The 14023-nt window shown below is 72.5% G+C and carries 11 protein-coding genes; 5 read left to right on the top strand and 6 right to left on the bottom strand.

What is annotated here, in order from left to right:
• Positions 1–362: 362 nt before the first annotated feature.
• A complete protein-coding gene (locus tag ACWEN6_RS17115) occupies positions 363–1001 on the top strand; it encodes a hypothetical protein (protein ID WP_354848961.1) in 639 nt (212 codons plus the stop codon).
• Positions 998–2485, top strand: a complete 1488-nt coding sequence (locus tag ACWEN6_RS17110) for an NADH-ubiquinone oxidoreductase-F iron-sulfur binding region domain-containing protein (protein ID WP_354848958.1) — start codon at positions 998–1000, stop codon at positions 2483–2485. The genes ACWEN6_RS17115 and ACWEN6_RS17110 overlap by 4 nt, the downstream gene beginning before the upstream one ends.
• Positions 2486–2559: 74 nt before the next feature.
• Here ACWEN6_RS17110 and ACWEN6_RS17105 read toward each other — a convergent pair whose 3' ends face one another.
• A complete protein-coding gene (locus ACWEN6_RS17105; protein ID WP_452571050.1) occupies positions 2560–3573 on the bottom strand; it encodes an anti-sigma factor family protein in 1014 nt (337 codons plus the stop codon).
• A complete protein-coding gene (locus ACWEN6_RS17100) occupies positions 3570–4115 on the bottom strand; it encodes a sigma-70 family RNA polymerase sigma factor (RefSeq protein ID WP_380831328.1) in 546 nt (181 codons plus the stop codon). The genes ACWEN6_RS17105 and ACWEN6_RS17100 overlap by 4 nt, the downstream gene beginning before the upstream one ends.
• Before the next feature lie 190 nt (positions 4116–4305).
• Between ACWEN6_RS17100 and ACWEN6_RS17095 the strand changes: the two genes are divergently transcribed.
• Entirely contained in the window at positions 4306–4923 is a 618-nt protein-coding gene (locus ACWEN6_RS17095; RefSeq protein ID WP_354848954.1) for a DUF4142 domain-containing protein, read from the top strand.
• Between the two features lie 137 nt (positions 4924–5060).
• On the opposite strand, the gene ACWEN6_RS17090 is transcribed toward ACWEN6_RS17095, so the two are convergent.
• The 4 genes from ACWEN6_RS17090 to ACWEN6_RS17075 form a co-directional block, all read right to left on the bottom strand.
• Entirely contained in the window at positions 5061–7421 is a 2361-nt protein-coding gene (locus ACWEN6_RS17090; RefSeq protein ID WP_452571049.1) for an FAD-dependent oxidoreductase, read from the bottom strand.
• On the bottom strand, positions 7411–8511 hold the full coding sequence (locus ACWEN6_RS17085; protein WP_452571048.1) for an alpha/beta hydrolase family protein: 1101 nt from the start codon (positions 8509–8511) through the stop codon (positions 7411–7413). Before ACWEN6_RS17085 ends, ACWEN6_RS17090 begins: the two co-directional genes overlap by 11 nt.
• Positions 8512–8643: 132 nt before the next feature.
• Complete coding sequence (locus tag ACWEN6_RS17080) at positions 8644–11559, bottom strand: helix-turn-helix transcriptional regulator (protein WP_452571047.1); 2916 nt, start codon at positions 11557–11559, stop codon at positions 8644–8646.
• Positions 11560–11783: 224 nt separating this feature from the next.
• A complete protein-coding gene (locus ACWEN6_RS17075) occupies positions 11784–12452 on the bottom strand; it encodes a TetR/AcrR family transcriptional regulator (RefSeq protein WP_452571046.1) in 669 nt (222 codons plus the stop codon).
• 124 nt (positions 12453–12576) lie between these two features.
• On the opposite strand from ACWEN6_RS17075, the gene ACWEN6_RS17070 reads away from it, so the two are divergent.
• Together ACWEN6_RS17070 and ACWEN6_RS17065 are read left to right on the top strand one after the other, a co-directional pair.
• The gene (locus ACWEN6_RS17070; RefSeq protein WP_452571045.1) at positions 12577–13767 is read left to right on the top strand and encodes a cytochrome P450; all 1191 of its coding nucleotides are present in this window, start codon (positions 12577–12579) and stop codon (positions 13765–13767) included.
• Between the two features lie 14 nt (positions 13768–13781).
• Positions 13782–13973, top strand: coding sequence for a ferredoxin (locus ACWEN6_RS17065; RefSeq protein ID WP_452571044.1), 192 nt, complete (start codon positions 13782–13784; stop codon positions 13971–13973).
• Positions 13974–14023: the final 50 nt, after the last annotated feature.

The following is a 14023-nucleotide window of genomic DNA, read 5'->3' as shown; positions in this document are numbered from 1 at the left end:
CGATTTACGCCGTGATACGGCGTGTCGTCCGTTATTCGCCCAGTTCGGCGGGGGTATTGACGCGCCGGTGGTTGACGATTCAAGCACACCGAATTTCTGTAACGTTCTGGTACCAAGGGGACTCTAGAGGCGCTAGTGTGATCGCGCGCGCAAATGTCCCGATGATCCCGGTAGGCACCCAGCCCCACGTTGTCCGGTTTGTGCCGGTACCGCGTTATCTGGCGGAGGACGGGATGAAAGAAACGCGACATCGACGAGCCCCGCAACGGTCTCGATCACGGGCCCCAATCGTGGTCGGGCTGTTCACGTCAACGTCGCTTCTGGCGGGTACCGCTCTGCTCGGAGCATCGGTCCTCGCCTCTGTGCAGGCTTTTCTGATCTTCTACTCGGGGGTGTTCGCTCTCCTTGGACTGACTGGAACGGTGGCCGTCGGACTGGCCGCCACCGATCGGATGATCCTCGCGGTACGTCACCGCGTCTTCATGCAGGATCTGCACCGTGCGTTCGCCGTCTTCGCCGTCGGCTTCCTCATCACGCACGTCATCCTGCAGATAATGAGGGGCCGCGTGATCCCCGCGGACGCCTTCCTGCCCTTCAGCGGGTCGGGTTTCGCGGTCGGCCTCGGCACCGTCGCCGCCGACCTGATGATCCTGGTCGCCGCCACCGGCGCCTTCCGAGGCAGCTTCGTCGGCATCCGCTGGCCGTGGCTGTGGCGTGCCATGCACGTGACGGCCTACCTGTCCTGGCCCGTCGCCATCGTGCACGGGCTCACGGCCGGGCGGCCCGCCGCCGACTGGGTGACCATGAGCTACGTGGTCTCGCTGGCCGTGGTCGGGCTCGCGCTGCTGGTGCGGATGGTCGTGACCGTCGGTCCCAAGGACGGCGGCGGCCCGAAGGCCATGCGCGCGGGCAACGCCGGGCGCAAGGCCGAGCAGATCCGCGTCGACGACGTCTTCGACGAGGAGTTCTGGGTCACACTGCGAAAGGAGGTACGGCGATGACCACGTACGGGGTTCCCGACGTGTTCAGGATCGGGCCGGGTCGCCTCACCGCCGGCCTCGACAGCTCGCCCCGGCTGGACTACGACACCCACCGGCGCGTGCACGGCCGCATGCCGCGGCTGCCGATCGACGACCTGATCGCCCTGGCCGAGCTCGGCGACCTGCGCGGACGCGGGGGAGCGGGCTTCCCGTTCGCCCGCAAGCTCAGGGCCGTCATCGACTCGGCGGGCCGGCGCGGCGCCCCCATCACGGTGGTCGTGAACGCCACCGAGGGCGAGCCCGCCGCGCACAAGGACAAGGTGCTGCTCACCCGGGCCCCGCACCTGATCCTCGACGGCGCCGACCTGGTGGCGAGGGCCCTGTCGGCCGTGGAGATCGTCGTGGGCGTCGCCCACGGCGGTCCGGGCGAGCGCTCGCTGCTCAACGCCATCCACGAGCGCGGCATGACCGACACCGTCCGGGTGGTGCGCATGCCCGACCGCTTCATCTCCGGTGAGGGCGGCGCGCTCGTGCGCGGCATCAACGGCGAGCGGCCCATCCCGCCCGGACGCAAGGTGCGATCCAGCGACAGCGGCGTGGGCGGCATGCCCACCATGCTGTCCAACGCCGAGACCTACGCCCAGCTCGCCCTGATGGCCATGCTCGGCGTCGACATGTACTCCTCGGTCGGCCTGGCGTCGGAGCCGGGGACGGTGCTGCTCAGCGTCACCGGGTCGGCCCGCAGACCGGCCGTCGTGGAGACTCCGACCGGGGTGCGGCTGCGGGAGGTGCTGGACCTGTGCGACGCCACCGTCGGGCAGGGAGTGCTGCTCGGCGGCTACCACGGCAAGTGGATGAGCCCCGAGGCCGTCGAGCGCGCCGAGGTGTCGCGCGCCGGCTTCGAGGCGCTGGGCGGGGCCCTGGGCGCCGGCATCGTCGTGCCGCTCGGCTGGGAGTCCTGCCCGCTAGGAGAGTCCGCGAGGGTCGCCCGCTACATGGCCGGCCAGAGCGCCGGGCAGTGCGGCCCCTGCTACATGGGGCTGCCCGACCTGGCGCAGGCGTTCGGCGCGCTCGCGGAGGGCAACGGCCACATCGAGGCCGTCCAGCGCGCCGCGGCGACGATGAAGGGCCGGGGCGCCTGCGGGCACCCCGACGGCACCGCCCGGTTCCTGCTCTCGGCGATCGACGTGTTCGCCGAGGACGTCATGACCCACGCGGCGTACGGCACCTGCGGGCTGCCGGTGAAGGGCGTGCTTCCGCTGCCGGCCGAGGCCTCGGCCCGCGCCTCGGAGGCCCAGCTCATCCTCGACTGGTCCCGGTGCGAGGGCCACGGGCTGTGCTCCTACGTCGTACCCGAGCTGATCCGCCTGGACCAGCACGGCTACCCGGTCGTCAGCACGGCCTCGGTGCCGCCCAACCTGGAGGGGGAGGCGCGCAGGGCCATCGAGATGTGCCCCGCGCTCGCCCTGCGGCTCAACGCCGCGCCGACCGAGAGCAGGCGATAGTCGATAACGCCCCCCGCCCCGTCCCCCTCGTACGCCCCCTCTGGCGTCCCCGTCGCCCCTGGCCTCCGCGCCGCTCAGGCGACGGGGATCTCCAGCAGGCGGACCCCGTCGTCCCTGCGCACCTCGAAGCGGACGATGTCCTTCCTGGCCAGCGCCGTGCCGCCGGTCAGGCGCAGCGGCTCGGGGAACCCCGGCACGCCGTACCCCGACCCGGGGGCGACCCGCCAGCCGGACACCACGTCGGTGTCGCCGGAGCGCCCGACGGCCACCAGGCTGCACCGCTCGGGCCCGCGCACGCCGCTGAGCCGGATGGCCACCTCGGTGCCCCACCCCTTGGGGACCAGGCCGACCGAGCCGCTGACCCCGGTGTCGGGGCTGGTGCCCTCCTTGACCTCCGGCGAGGAGGAGCCCTCGGGCGTGGAGGCGGCGACGGTCGTGCCGGGCGAGGGCCACAGCACGTGCGAGGCCGTCGCGCCGGTCACCCCGACGACCAGGGCGGCCGCGACGCCGAGCAACAGGGCGCGGCGACGCCGGACGCGGGACTCGGCCAGCTCCTCGCGGGACCTGGCGTGAGAGGCGGGAGCGGCGTGCCGGCGGCCGGGAGACGAGCGGCGCCGCCGCCCGGGTGACCACAAATCCTGCACCACGCCGTCGGGCGAGGGGCCGGCGCCGGCGCGCGGCGCGCCGTTCAGGCCGGGCGGCGCCGTGCCGTTGAGCGCCGCGCCGTTGAGCGGGGCGCCGTTGAGCGCGGGCGGTCCCGCGCCGTTCACGCGCGGCCCACCGGGAACGGCGCCGTCGAGGCCGCCGAACAGGGCGCCGTTCAGGCCGGGCGGCTGCGTGCGGTCGGCGCCGAAGACCGGGCCGGCGCCGTTCACCGAGCCCCGGACCGCGCCGTCCATCGTCCCCTTCATGCCGCGCTTGATCACATCCAGCGCGTCGGGCAGCTCGAACATGTCCCGCAGCTCCTCCTGGCAGCTGGGGCAGTCGGGCAGGTGGCGATCGAACGCCTCGGAGTCCTCCTTGTTGAGGATCCCGAGGATGTAGGCCGCCACCTCGACGTGAGGGGGTGAATCCATCAGACCGGTCACCCCCTCTCCTTCATCGTCTTCTGGAGGGCGCGAAGCGCGTAGTACACCCGGGACTTGACCGTCCCCGGCGGAACTCCCAGCACTTCTGCCGCTTCATTGATCGTACGGTCGTGGAGGTAGGTCTGCACGAGCGCCTCCCGGTGTTCCTCCGAGAGGCTGTACAGGGCCTCCGATACCACCATCGCCGACAGCATCGGCTCGGAGCCGTCGGGGATGGCGACGCTGTCGAGGCGGTCAGGTTCGACCTCCTGCGGGCGTACCGAGCGCTGGCGATGCGCGTCGATGACGATCCTGCGGGCGACGGTCATGAGCCAGGCCCAGAGCAGGCCGGGCTCCCTGTTGAGTTTCCCGGCGTTCCGCCACGCGCGGAAGACCGTCTCTTGGACGACATCCTCTGCCCATTGCTGGTCGCCTCCAGTCAATCTGCGCACATTGCGGAGGAGGGGGCCGCCGAACTCGCGGTAGAGCGTTGTGACCAGTTGCTCTTCGGAGTCGTCGTGCGCCTCCTCCGGTCGGGACCGGACGCTGCGATGACGCTGCACAGGCACATGGTGGCAGCGGATCATCCGTCGCGTGAGGATATTTGGCAACTTCCGTAAAAATCCGAAAATCCCGTCACAACGCATGAACCGATGACGGGACGAAGCCGTACCTCCCCCTGACAGCGCGCCCGAGGGATCACGGGACACGAAAGGGAGAGAGAACCAGGTGAACCGGCTTCAACTCAGGTCGATGCGACTCGTCGAGGTTCTCGCCGCGCTCGCTTTCCTGGTCATCGCCACCATCGCGGTGTTCGCCATCGCGCCGAACGCCATCCTGTCGGCCAGCGGCGCCTCGCCCGGCGACTGGGTCGAGACCGAGTCGGGCCCCCTCGGGCCCGCCGACCGCGACTTCCTGGTCAAGGTGCGCCAGGCAGGGCTCTGGGAGATCCCGACCGGCCAGCAGGCGCAGGACCGCGCCGCGAGCTCCCGGGTCAAGGAGGTCGGCCTGCAGCTCGCCGCCGACCACACCAAGCTCGACGAGCAGGTGCGCGCCCTGGCCGCCAAGCTGAACGTCGCGCTGCCCAGCACGCCCAACGCCGACCAGCAGGGGTGGATGGCCGAGCTGTCAGGCCTGAACGGCGCCGCCTACGACAAGGTGTTCGCCGACCGGCTCCGCGGCGCCCACGGAAAGGTCTTCCAGGTCGTCTCCGTGGTGCGCGCGGGCACGAAGAACTCCGAGATCCGGGCGTTCGCGCAGGTCGCGGTCGATGTGGTGATGAAGCACATGACGCTGCTCGAGAGCACCGGCAAGGTTGACTTCGCCGCCCTGCCGACGCCCCCGCCCCCCTCCCCTAACCCCTCCAAATAGGGGACGGAGGCGACAGCGGTCGCGGCTTCGGCCACCGCGCGACCGCGACCCGGCGCCCGCCGGGCTCCGGAGCCGGCGGCCGATCGGCGGGGGATCCACCTCCCCCTACGCCGATCGGCCGCCTCGGGGTTTCCGCCTCACCCCGGTCCGTAGACGTCCCAGAGCTGGCCGACGAAGAACCTGCCGAACCGGGCCAGCGCGGCGATGCCGTGCGGGCCCTGCGTGTGGAAGCTCTTCAGCGTCGCCGCGAGGTCCATGGGCTGGATGTGCAGCGTGCCGGCGCCCGCCACCTCCGCCTCTCCGTCCTCGCCCTCCGGGACGTGACCCCACATCACGCGTGTGAACAGGGTCGAGGTGTCCAGCCACAGCCGCGTGGCGGGCCCGTGATGGACGTCCTTCCACCCGGCCAGGGTGCGCGGCAGCCCGTCGGCGCCGGTGAACCACAGCCGGTAGCGCATCTCGCGCCGGTCGGGGGCGCCGCCCGAGGTGAACAGGTTGAACCACCCCCGCTCGACCGGGCGCCGGCCCCCCACGAAGTCGGCGTCGACCCATCCCTCGGCCCGGGCCAGGTGCTCGGGTTCGGCCAGGAAGCGGTCCAGGTCCTCGATGGAGATGGTCAGCCGGAACGTGCACCGCCCGCCGTGCGAGCGCTCGGCGAGGTCGCCCGAGCGCGGGTCGTCCACCCCCAGAGCGATGTGGCCGCTCATCTCCTCGCTGAACGACAGCGACGTGCGCTCGCCGTGCCCGGCGGACGCCAGGCCGCGCGCCTCGGCATGCGGGTGCGCGGGCACCCGTCCCGTTCCCACGCTCATGTCAACCTGTCCTTCTTTCCTCTGCCGTGTCGCCACAGGCCGTCGTTCCAGCAGCCGGGTGCTCATGCGGTCGGCCAGCGCCGCGATGGTCAGGGACGGGTTGGCGCCCACAGGGCCCGGCAGGGCGGCGCCGTCGGCGATGAACAGGCCGGGATGGTCGAACACCTCGCCGTAGGCGTCGCAGACGCCCTCGCCGGGATGCCGCCCCATCGGCGCGCCGCCGAGCGGGTGGACCGTGATGATGCGTTTTCCGAGCCAGGAGGGCATGCCCGCGTGCTCGGCGCCGAGCACGTCGGCGATGCGCCGCATCGTCGCGCGCAGCCGGCCGTAGTACTCGTCGCTCGCCTGCTGGTTCCACTCGACGTCCAGCCGGCCGCCGCGCAGCCGCAGCTCACCGTCCGGGACGTCCCTGCCCATGCCGAGCAGAGGCAGAGAGCTGGCCGACAGCTCGCCGCCGCCCAGCAGGCCGGCGACCTCGGCCGACAGGTTGGTGTCACGGGTGACCAGCGCCCGCACGCGCTCGGCGATGAACCGGGCGGCGCGCCCGATCTCGTTGCCGACGTCGGCCCCCTCGACCAGCCAGTCGACGAACGCCGGGTAGCCGCCGTCCTCGATGTAGGCGCCCCGGCCGCTCTCGCGAGGGCCGTCGGCGTCGTCGGCCAGGCGGATCGCGCTGGTGATCACCGGGCCGCGGCTGGCGTCGATCGGCCGCGTGCGGGTGCGGTCCTTGGCCCGCAGCAGGAAGGCCAGCAGGTCGCCGTTGCCCGAGAAGCGCGTGCCCAGCGTGCCGCTGAGCCCCGTGAGCTCGGCGCGGCTCTTCAGCAGCAGGTACGTCGTGCCGTACGTGCCCGCGGCCAGCACCAGCCGGTCGCAGCCGATCGTGCCCGATCCCCGCTTGGGGCGGTGGCGCAGGTAGTCCACCTCGTACCCGCCGCCCGGCCGCGGCCGGATCGCCCGCGCCTGGTGCAGCGTGCGCAGCTCGGCGCCGTGGTGGCGGGCCGCGGAGAGGTAGGTGTGGTCCAGGCTGTTCTTGGACCCGTCGTTGCAGCCGATGTCGCACTCGCCGCACAGCCGGCACGTCCGGCGGGTGACGCCGTGCACGTTGCCGTACGACGGCTCGGCGATGGGCAGGCCGATGCCCGGCTCCGCGCCCCGCTCGGGGGCGAAGCTGATCGCCAGCGGCGGCAGCCGCCACTCGAGGCCGAGCTCGGCGGCGGCGTCCTGCATCGCGCGGGTCTTCGGCACGTCGAAGGCCGGATGGTCCAGCGGGTAGGGCGAGACCTCCAGCATCCGCTCGACCGCGTCGTAGTGCGGGTCCAGGTCGGCCCGCGTCACCGGCCACGACTCGTAGCCGCCCGCGGCGATCTGCTCCTCGTGCACGAACCAGTGCTCGTCCTTGCGGAGCATGACGTTGGCGTAGATCAGCGAGCCGCCGCCCAGGCCGCTCGCCACCACCGAGTCGCAGCCGCCGAAGCTCCACACGTCGTACATGCCGTACAGGCCCTCGCGCGGATCCCAGAAGGCCTTGCCCATCTCGGCGGGGCTGCGCGGGAAGGCGCCGGGCGGGAAGGCGCGGCCCCGTTCGAGCACCACCACCGAGAGCCCCGCCGCCGCCAGCCGGTACGCCGCGACCGCGCCACCGAACCCCGACCCCACGACCACGGCGTCATAGTGTTCAGCCGGCATGGCGCTTGAGGAAGTCGAGGATGTGAGGGAAGACGTCCACGTGGGCGTTCTTGCCGATGAGCGGGTCGATGTGACCGTACCCGGGCAGGACGTGCAGCTCGTGGCGGCCGGGGGCCCGCCTGGACAGGATGTCGTGGCACACAATGTTGGAGTCGGTGAACACGTCGTTGTGCTCGCCGGTCAGGAACAGCACGGGCGTCTCGACGCGGTGCGCGCCGGCCAGGTAGTCGTCGGGCAGCGCCCCGTGGGCGGGGTTGCCGGGGTCGCACTTCACCGCGCGCCCGGCCCGCACCATCTTGTTGATGTGCCGGTAGTAGTTCACATCCGCGGCGCCGTTCAGGTCGGCCAGCCGCTGGTGGACGTGCGTCTGCGGCGCCAGGTTGCCGTGACGGTACATCGCGGGACGGCCGTAGCCCCACATGAAGCTCTGCATGTGGCAGGCCGGCTCGCGGCACTCGGGGTGGAACAGTGAGACCGCCCGGGCCATCAGCCAGCGGCGGGTCAGCGGGGGAGCGTCGTGGAAGCGCGGGTCGATGTAGCACAGGCCGAGGCCGTACTCCAGCAACGCCGGCCCGAACGCGAGCTTGACGCGGGCCCTCGGGTGGACCCGCGGCGTCAGCCCCACGCTGTTGGCCACCATGCTCGTGACGCCGTCGAGCGCCCCGCCGAACAGGCTCATCTGGAACGACACCGACCCCAGGCAGTGCGCGATGACGTGGATCCGCCGTGCCCCAACGTGACGGCGGAGCTCCCTCAAGGCTGCGGGGTGGTCGTGAAGGGCGATGTCGTCCAGAGTCTGCCGCCGGGTCTCCATGTTGTAGGGGAACCGGCCGCTCATGCGGAAGTCCAGCGTCCAGACGTCGCCGAAGCCGCTGTCCAGCAGGAAACTCACCAGATTGCGGTGCTCCGGCATGATGAACATGTCGCTGGAGGAGGTCAGGCCGTGCACCAGCAGCACGACGTCGTCGGACTCCTCGGCGAAGAAGCGCGTGAGCGTCAGGCCGAGCTCGTCCTCGGTGGAGAAGGGGTGCACCGACACCTCGGCGCCCGACACGCCCTCAAGCGTGTACCGGGGAATGCGGTGCTCCATCTCGCCGACCTCCTGTTCGTGACCCGCCCCAACAATGCCAACCCCGCGGGGCGCGCGGCATCGTGGAAACCCCGTACATCCGGCCGCCCCGGCCCGTACCTCGTAGAGAGGCTCCCGGCGGGCGCGGGCCCCTCATGAGCCGCGGTTGAGCTTGGTCGCCACCCCGACGCGCGACCCGACGCCGAGCTTGGCGAAGATGTGCGACAGGTGGGTCTCGACGGTGCGGACGCTGAGGAAGAGCTGCCCGGCGATCTGCTGGTTGGTCAGGCCCTCCACCACCAGGGTGGCGATCTGCAGCTCACGGGGCGACAGCCCGTACGGGGCGGCGCCCGGCGTGCCCTGAACGGCGGTGGCGACGCGCACGCCGTTGCGTCGCTGCTCGCGCATGACCTGCGCCCGCAGCCCGCGCGCGCCGCACGACGCGAACACGGTGGCGGCCTCCTGGAGCCGCTCGCGGGCCAGGTTGCGCTCGCCCGCGTTCCCGTAGGCCAGGCCCGCCAGCAGCAGCGCCCGCCCCGCGTCCACCCTGCGCTCGTGCGCCGACAGCAGGGAGGCGGCCTCGTCGGCGAGCGCCGCGGCGGCGGCCGGCTCCCCGGCCCGCAGCGCGTGGGCGCGGGCGAGCGGGATGAGGCCGGAGAACGCCGGCAGGTCGGGGTGGGCGAGCGCGGCGGCCCGGTCGGCCCACGCGGCGGCCCCCGCCGGGCGGCCGAGGGCGGCCTCGGCGTGGGCGAGCAGCTCGATGCTGGAGACCAGGGTGCCGCGGTCCAGGCGCGAGTCGGCGAACTTGGAGCAGGCGTCCACGATGGCCTCGGCGCCCTCCTCCAGCCGGCCCGCGGTGACCAGGGCCACCCCTCGGGCCTGCCGCGCCATGTCGCCCCACGCCTCGCCCGCGCCGACGCCGGCCTGGACGGCCTCCTCCCCGGCGCGCAGGCCGGCGTCGTGGTCGCCGGTCCACGCGGCGGCCAGGCACAGCTGGGTGAGCGCGAACACCAGTTGCTGGCCGGACTCCAGCATCCGGGCGCCCTCGACCGACTCGTCGATGGTCGCCAGCGCCTCCGGGAGCCGGCCCATGTGCAGCAGGGTCTTGGCCTTGCCGGCGAGCAGGTTGGTCAGGATGTAGGTCTGCCCGCTGGAGCGGGCGACGGCGGCGGCGCGTTCGAAGTGCCGCAGGGCCACCGGGTAGCGGCCCATGTTCGTCTCGGCCCAGCACAGCCAGGCGACGGCGTCCAGCCACTCGGCCAGGTGCTCGTCCAGCGCCGAGGAGATGAGCCGGTCGGCCGCGTCGGCGTGGCGCAGCGCGTCCGGGATGCGCCCGGCCGCGTAGGCGGGCATCGGCCGCAGCGCGGCCACGGCCGCCGCCAGGTCGGGCTGCCAGTCGTCGCCGGAGTCGGGCATGAGGTCCAGGACGGCCTGCGCGGCGCGGAACTCGCCGCGCATCATGCTCTCGGCGACCAGCCGCATCCGCAGGGGGACGGCGATCGCCGCCCGGGGGTCGGGCATGCGGCGCAGCTCGTCCAGCAGCAGGGCCCGCGCCTCGTGCGGCCGGTCGAGCTGGCGTTCCATCAGCGCGCAGATGCGCGCGGCCCTGGCCCGGCGCGCGTGGTCGTCCGGGGGGAGCAGGCGCAGCAGTTCGCGCGCGGTGTCGCGGCCCTCGGTGAGCCGGCCGCTGACGCTCTGGGCCCGGCTCAGCTCCATCAGCAGCTCCAGCCGGTCCTCCAGGGTGGCGGGCTCGTCGGGCATCAGGTCCAGGGCCTTGCGGAACCAGTGCGCGGCGGTGACCGGGGCCTGCGGGGCGACCCTGCGCGCCGCCTCGACCAGGGTGGCGATCGCCCGCCGGTCGCCGAAGGAGCCCGCCCGCTCGAAGTGGTGGGCCTGGACGGTGGCGGGCGCGCCGAGCGTGGCCAGGTGGCCGGCCAGCCGGGCGTGCGCGGCCAGCCGCCAGCCCGGCGCCGAGGACTCGTAGGCGGCCTGCCGCACCAGGGGGTGGCGGAAGCGGAAGCGCCCGGCGGCGGCGGGGCGGACGATGTCGCGGGCTCCCAGCTCGTTGAGGGCCTCCAGCGCGGCGCCCTCGGAGACCTGGGCGGCGACGGCGGCCAGGGCGGGCTCGAACTCGTCGGCGGTCACCGCGGCGGCCTGGGCCACCAGCAGCGAGCGGGGGGACAGGTCGCCGAGCTCGACCTGGAGGGCGGCGCGCACGGTGGGCGGCAGCTCGCCGACGTCCAGCCGGTTCATCCGCGCCAGGGCCTCGAGGTAGAGGGGGTTGCCCCCGCTGGCCTCGTACAGCGCGTGGCCGCGGGTGCGGTTGACGCCCGGGCCGAGCAGCTCCTCGGCTTCGGCGCGGGTCAGCGGGCCGACGGTGACCTGCCTTCCCCGCGCGCCCGCGCCCATGACCAGGGCGGACAGCCGGGGCCCCGCCTGCGCGGGCCGGTAGGCCACCGCGACCAGCACCCTGCCGCGCGGCGGGTGGCGGACCAGGTGGTCCAGGAACTCCACGGAGCTGTCGTCGGCCCAGTGGACGTCGTCCAGGATCAGCGCGAGCCCTCCGGGGTGGGCCAGTTCGTCGATGAGCTGGCGCAGCGCGCGGTAGAGCCGGTAGCGGACCATGCCGCTCTGGTCGGCGTTCTCGTCCTGGTCGGCGCCGTCGTCGGCGTCGGGCATCTTGGCGGCCAGGGCGGGGAACACGGCGGCGAGCCGGCGGGCCTGCGCCGTCCCGAGCCGCTCGCACAGATCATCGCGCCGCGACTCCAGGTGGTCGTCCAGGGCGTCGACGAGCCCGCTGAAGGGCATGATCTGCTCGAACTCGGCGGCCCTGCCGCTCAGCGCGGTGAACCCGAGGCCGGTGGTGAGCGCGGTCAGCTCGGCCAGCAGGCGCGTCTTGCCGGCGCCCGGTTCGCCGACGATGGTGAGGAACTGGAAACCGCGGGTGACGGCCGCGTCGGTCGCCTGGGAGAACGACTTGAGCGCCTCGCGCCGCCCGACGAGCGGGGCCTCTCCGGGTTGGGGCCTGCCGCCGCCCTCTCCGAACGGCGGAGTCTCACCACTGTTCATCTCATGTACCCCACAGCGCGACGGAACACCAGGAACAGCCGCGCCGCAATGCAATTTCGCCGGCAAGTTGACGCGGGACTCGGCTGGAGCCGGGCCTTCATGGTCGAGGGCTCTCTACGCGGATGCCCCCGGACCATGATTTTGGCGTAAAACCGGCTGGTGGCGGGCCGAAAGGGTGGATCAGACCTAATCCGCCCACAATGCACGCGATATGACCTGGTCGGTTACACTTGTGTGGCGATGCCGTCGTCATCCGCGCCTGATTCGCGCCCCTTCGGGCGGCCGAGCGAACGCAGGCCGTCCAATACGACCTCGATGCCCCTCCGCGCCGCGGCCCGCATCAGATCGGGCGGGTCTCCGCGGTCGCGGGCCGCCATGACCGCCTGCTTGACCGCTCCCATGAACGCCCCGACGGCCGCCGCCGCCTCGATCGGGTCGAGCTCGCCCGGGTAGGCGCGCAACAGCGCGCCGGCCAGCTCGCGCTGCACCTCGAACAGCAGGTGCAGCGCACGCGCCTGCAGCGCGGGCACCGACATGATGAGCCGCGTGCGCGCGGTGTGCAGCTCGATGGCGAGCTCGGCCTCCTCGGTGTCGAAGCTCAGCGCCTCGGCCGCGACGCGCAGCAGCAGGTCGGCCACCGGCTCGCCCGGCCGGCGGCTCGCGATGACGGCGAGCGCCCCGTCGACCCGCCTGCGCGTGTCGAAGAAGACCACGTCCTCCTTGCCGGCGAAGTAGCTGAAGAACGTGCGCGTGGAGACCTCGGCCGCGGCGGCGATGTCGGCCAGCGTCGTCTCGTCGTACCCCTGCTGCTCGAACATGCGCACGGCGGTCTCGATGAGCGTGCGGCGGGTGCGCAGCTTCTTGCGCTCCCGGAGTCCTGGACCACCGGCCATGGCGGAACTTTACTGCATCGGCCAAGAAACTTCATCCATTGCAATATCAGAGGAGGTACTGTTTTCTGTGAGCACCGAGAACGACGTCCTGTAACAGTGGTTGTCAATGTCGAGGAGCGCGTTCATGACCCAGGCCGCATCCCAGCCGGTGACCTTCCCGCTGGCCCGCGAGACCCCTCTCGACCCGCCCGCCCCCTTCGGGCGGTGGCGCGAGGAGGACCCCGTCCGCCCCATGCTCTACGCCGACGGCCACGTCGGCTGGCTGGTCACCGGGTACTCCGCCGCGCGCTCGGTCCTCGCCGACCCGCGGTTCAGCACCCGGCTGGAACTGCTGCACCCCCCGATCAACCAGCGGCTGTCCCAGGCCCGCCGGCGTCCGGGCTTCTTCCTGCGGGAGGACCCGCCCGAGCACACCCGCTTCCGCAAGCTGCTGACCGGCCAGTTCACCGTCCGCCGCATGAAGCAGCTCGAACCGAGGATAGAGAAGATCACCGCCGACCGGCTCGACGAGATGGAGCGCCTCGGCCCGCCCGCCGACCTGGTGCAGGCGTTCGCGCTGCCCATCCCGTCCCTGGTGATCTGCGAGCTGCTGGGCGTCCCCTACGACGACCACGAGCGCTTCCAGGGGTACTCCTCCACGCTGCTCAACCTGGACGCCACCCCCGCGCAGGTGCAGGGGGCGCTCGACGACCTGGACGCCTACCTGGGCGAGCTGGTGGCACGCAAGCGCGTCGAGCCGGACGACGCCCTGGTCAGCGGGCTGATCGAGACCGGGCAGCTCACCGACGAGGAGCTCACGGGCGTGGCGATCCTCCTGCTCATCGCCGGCCACGAGACCACGGCCAACATGCTCGCCCTCGGCACCTACACGCTGCTGCGCAACCCCGACCAGCTCGCCGCGCTCCGCGAGGACCCCTCACTGGCCGACGGCACCGTCGAGGAGCTGCTGCGCTACCTGACCATCGTCCACCTCGGCCCCGTCCGGGCGGCCCTCGAGGACGTCGAGCTGGCCGGCCACCTGATCAAGGCGGGGGAGGCCGTGACCCTGTCGCTCGCCGCGGGCAACCGTGATCCCGAGCGCTTCGAGGACCCCGATAAGCTGGACATCAGACGGCAGGCCATGGGGCATCTCGCCTTCGGCCACGGTGTCCACCAGTGCCTGGGACAGCAGCTCGCCCGCATCGAGATGCGCATCGGATACCCGGCCCTGCTGCGGCGCTTCCCCGGCCTGCGGCTCGCCGTACCGGCCGACGATGTGGCGATGCGGTCGAACATGGCGATCTACGGCGTGCACCGGTTGCCGGTGGCCTGGTAGGAGGAACACCGCTCATGCTGATCAAAGCGGATACCGAGCGCTGCATCGGAGCCGGCATGTGCGCCCTGACCGCGCCCAAGGTCTTCGACCAGAGCGAGGACGACGGCACGGTTCTGCTGCTGGCGGAGGAGCCGGCCGCCGAGGACGAGGCGGCCGCCCGCCGCGCGGTGCAGGTCTGCCCGTCCGGCGCGCTGTTCATCGCCTGAACGATTCCCTGCACCCGGCCCCGTCGTCCGGGTGCGCCTTTCACGTGTGA

This window comes from Sphaerisporangium sp. NPDC004334 (genome assembly GCF_053602655.1).
The sequence above is the reverse complement of the archived record's forward strand: the minus strand, read 5'-3'. Positions and strand labels throughout refer to the sequence as shown.

Excerpts from the sequence above, each read along its gene's own strand:
- ACWEN6_RS17110 (WP_354848958.1), top strand. The coding sequence starts at position 998 with ATGACCACGTACGGGGTTCCCGACGTGTTCAGGATCGGGCCGGGTCGC.
- ACWEN6_RS17075 (WP_452571046.1), bottom strand. The coding sequence starts at position 12,452 with ATGGCCGGTGGTCCAGGACTCCGGGAGCGCAAGAAGCTGCGCACCCGC.
- ACWEN6_RS17090 (WP_452571049.1), bottom strand. The coding sequence starts at position 7,421 with ATGCCGGCTGAACACTATGACGCCGTGGTCGTGGGGTCGGGGTTCGGT.
- ACWEN6_RS17065 (WP_452571044.1), top strand. The coding sequence starts at position 13,782 with ATGCTGATCAAAGCGGATACCGAGCGCTGCATCGGAGCCGGCATGTGC.
- ACWEN6_RS17070 (WP_452571045.1), top strand. The coding sequence starts at position 12,577 with ATGACCCAGGCCGCATCCCAGCCGGTGACCTTCCCGCTGGCCCGCGAG.
- ACWEN6_RS17080 (WP_452571047.1), bottom strand. The coding sequence starts at position 11,559 with ATGAACAGTGGTGAGACTCCGCCGTTCGGAGAGGGCGGCGGCAGGCCC.
- ACWEN6_RS17085 (WP_452571048.1), bottom strand. The coding sequence starts at position 8,511 with ATGGAGCACCGCATTCCCCGGTACACGCTTGAGGGCGTGTCGGGCGCC.
- ACWEN6_RS17095 (WP_354848954.1), top strand. The coding sequence starts at position 4,306 with ATGCGACTCGTCGAGGTTCTCGCCGCGCTCGCTTTCCTGGTCATCGCC.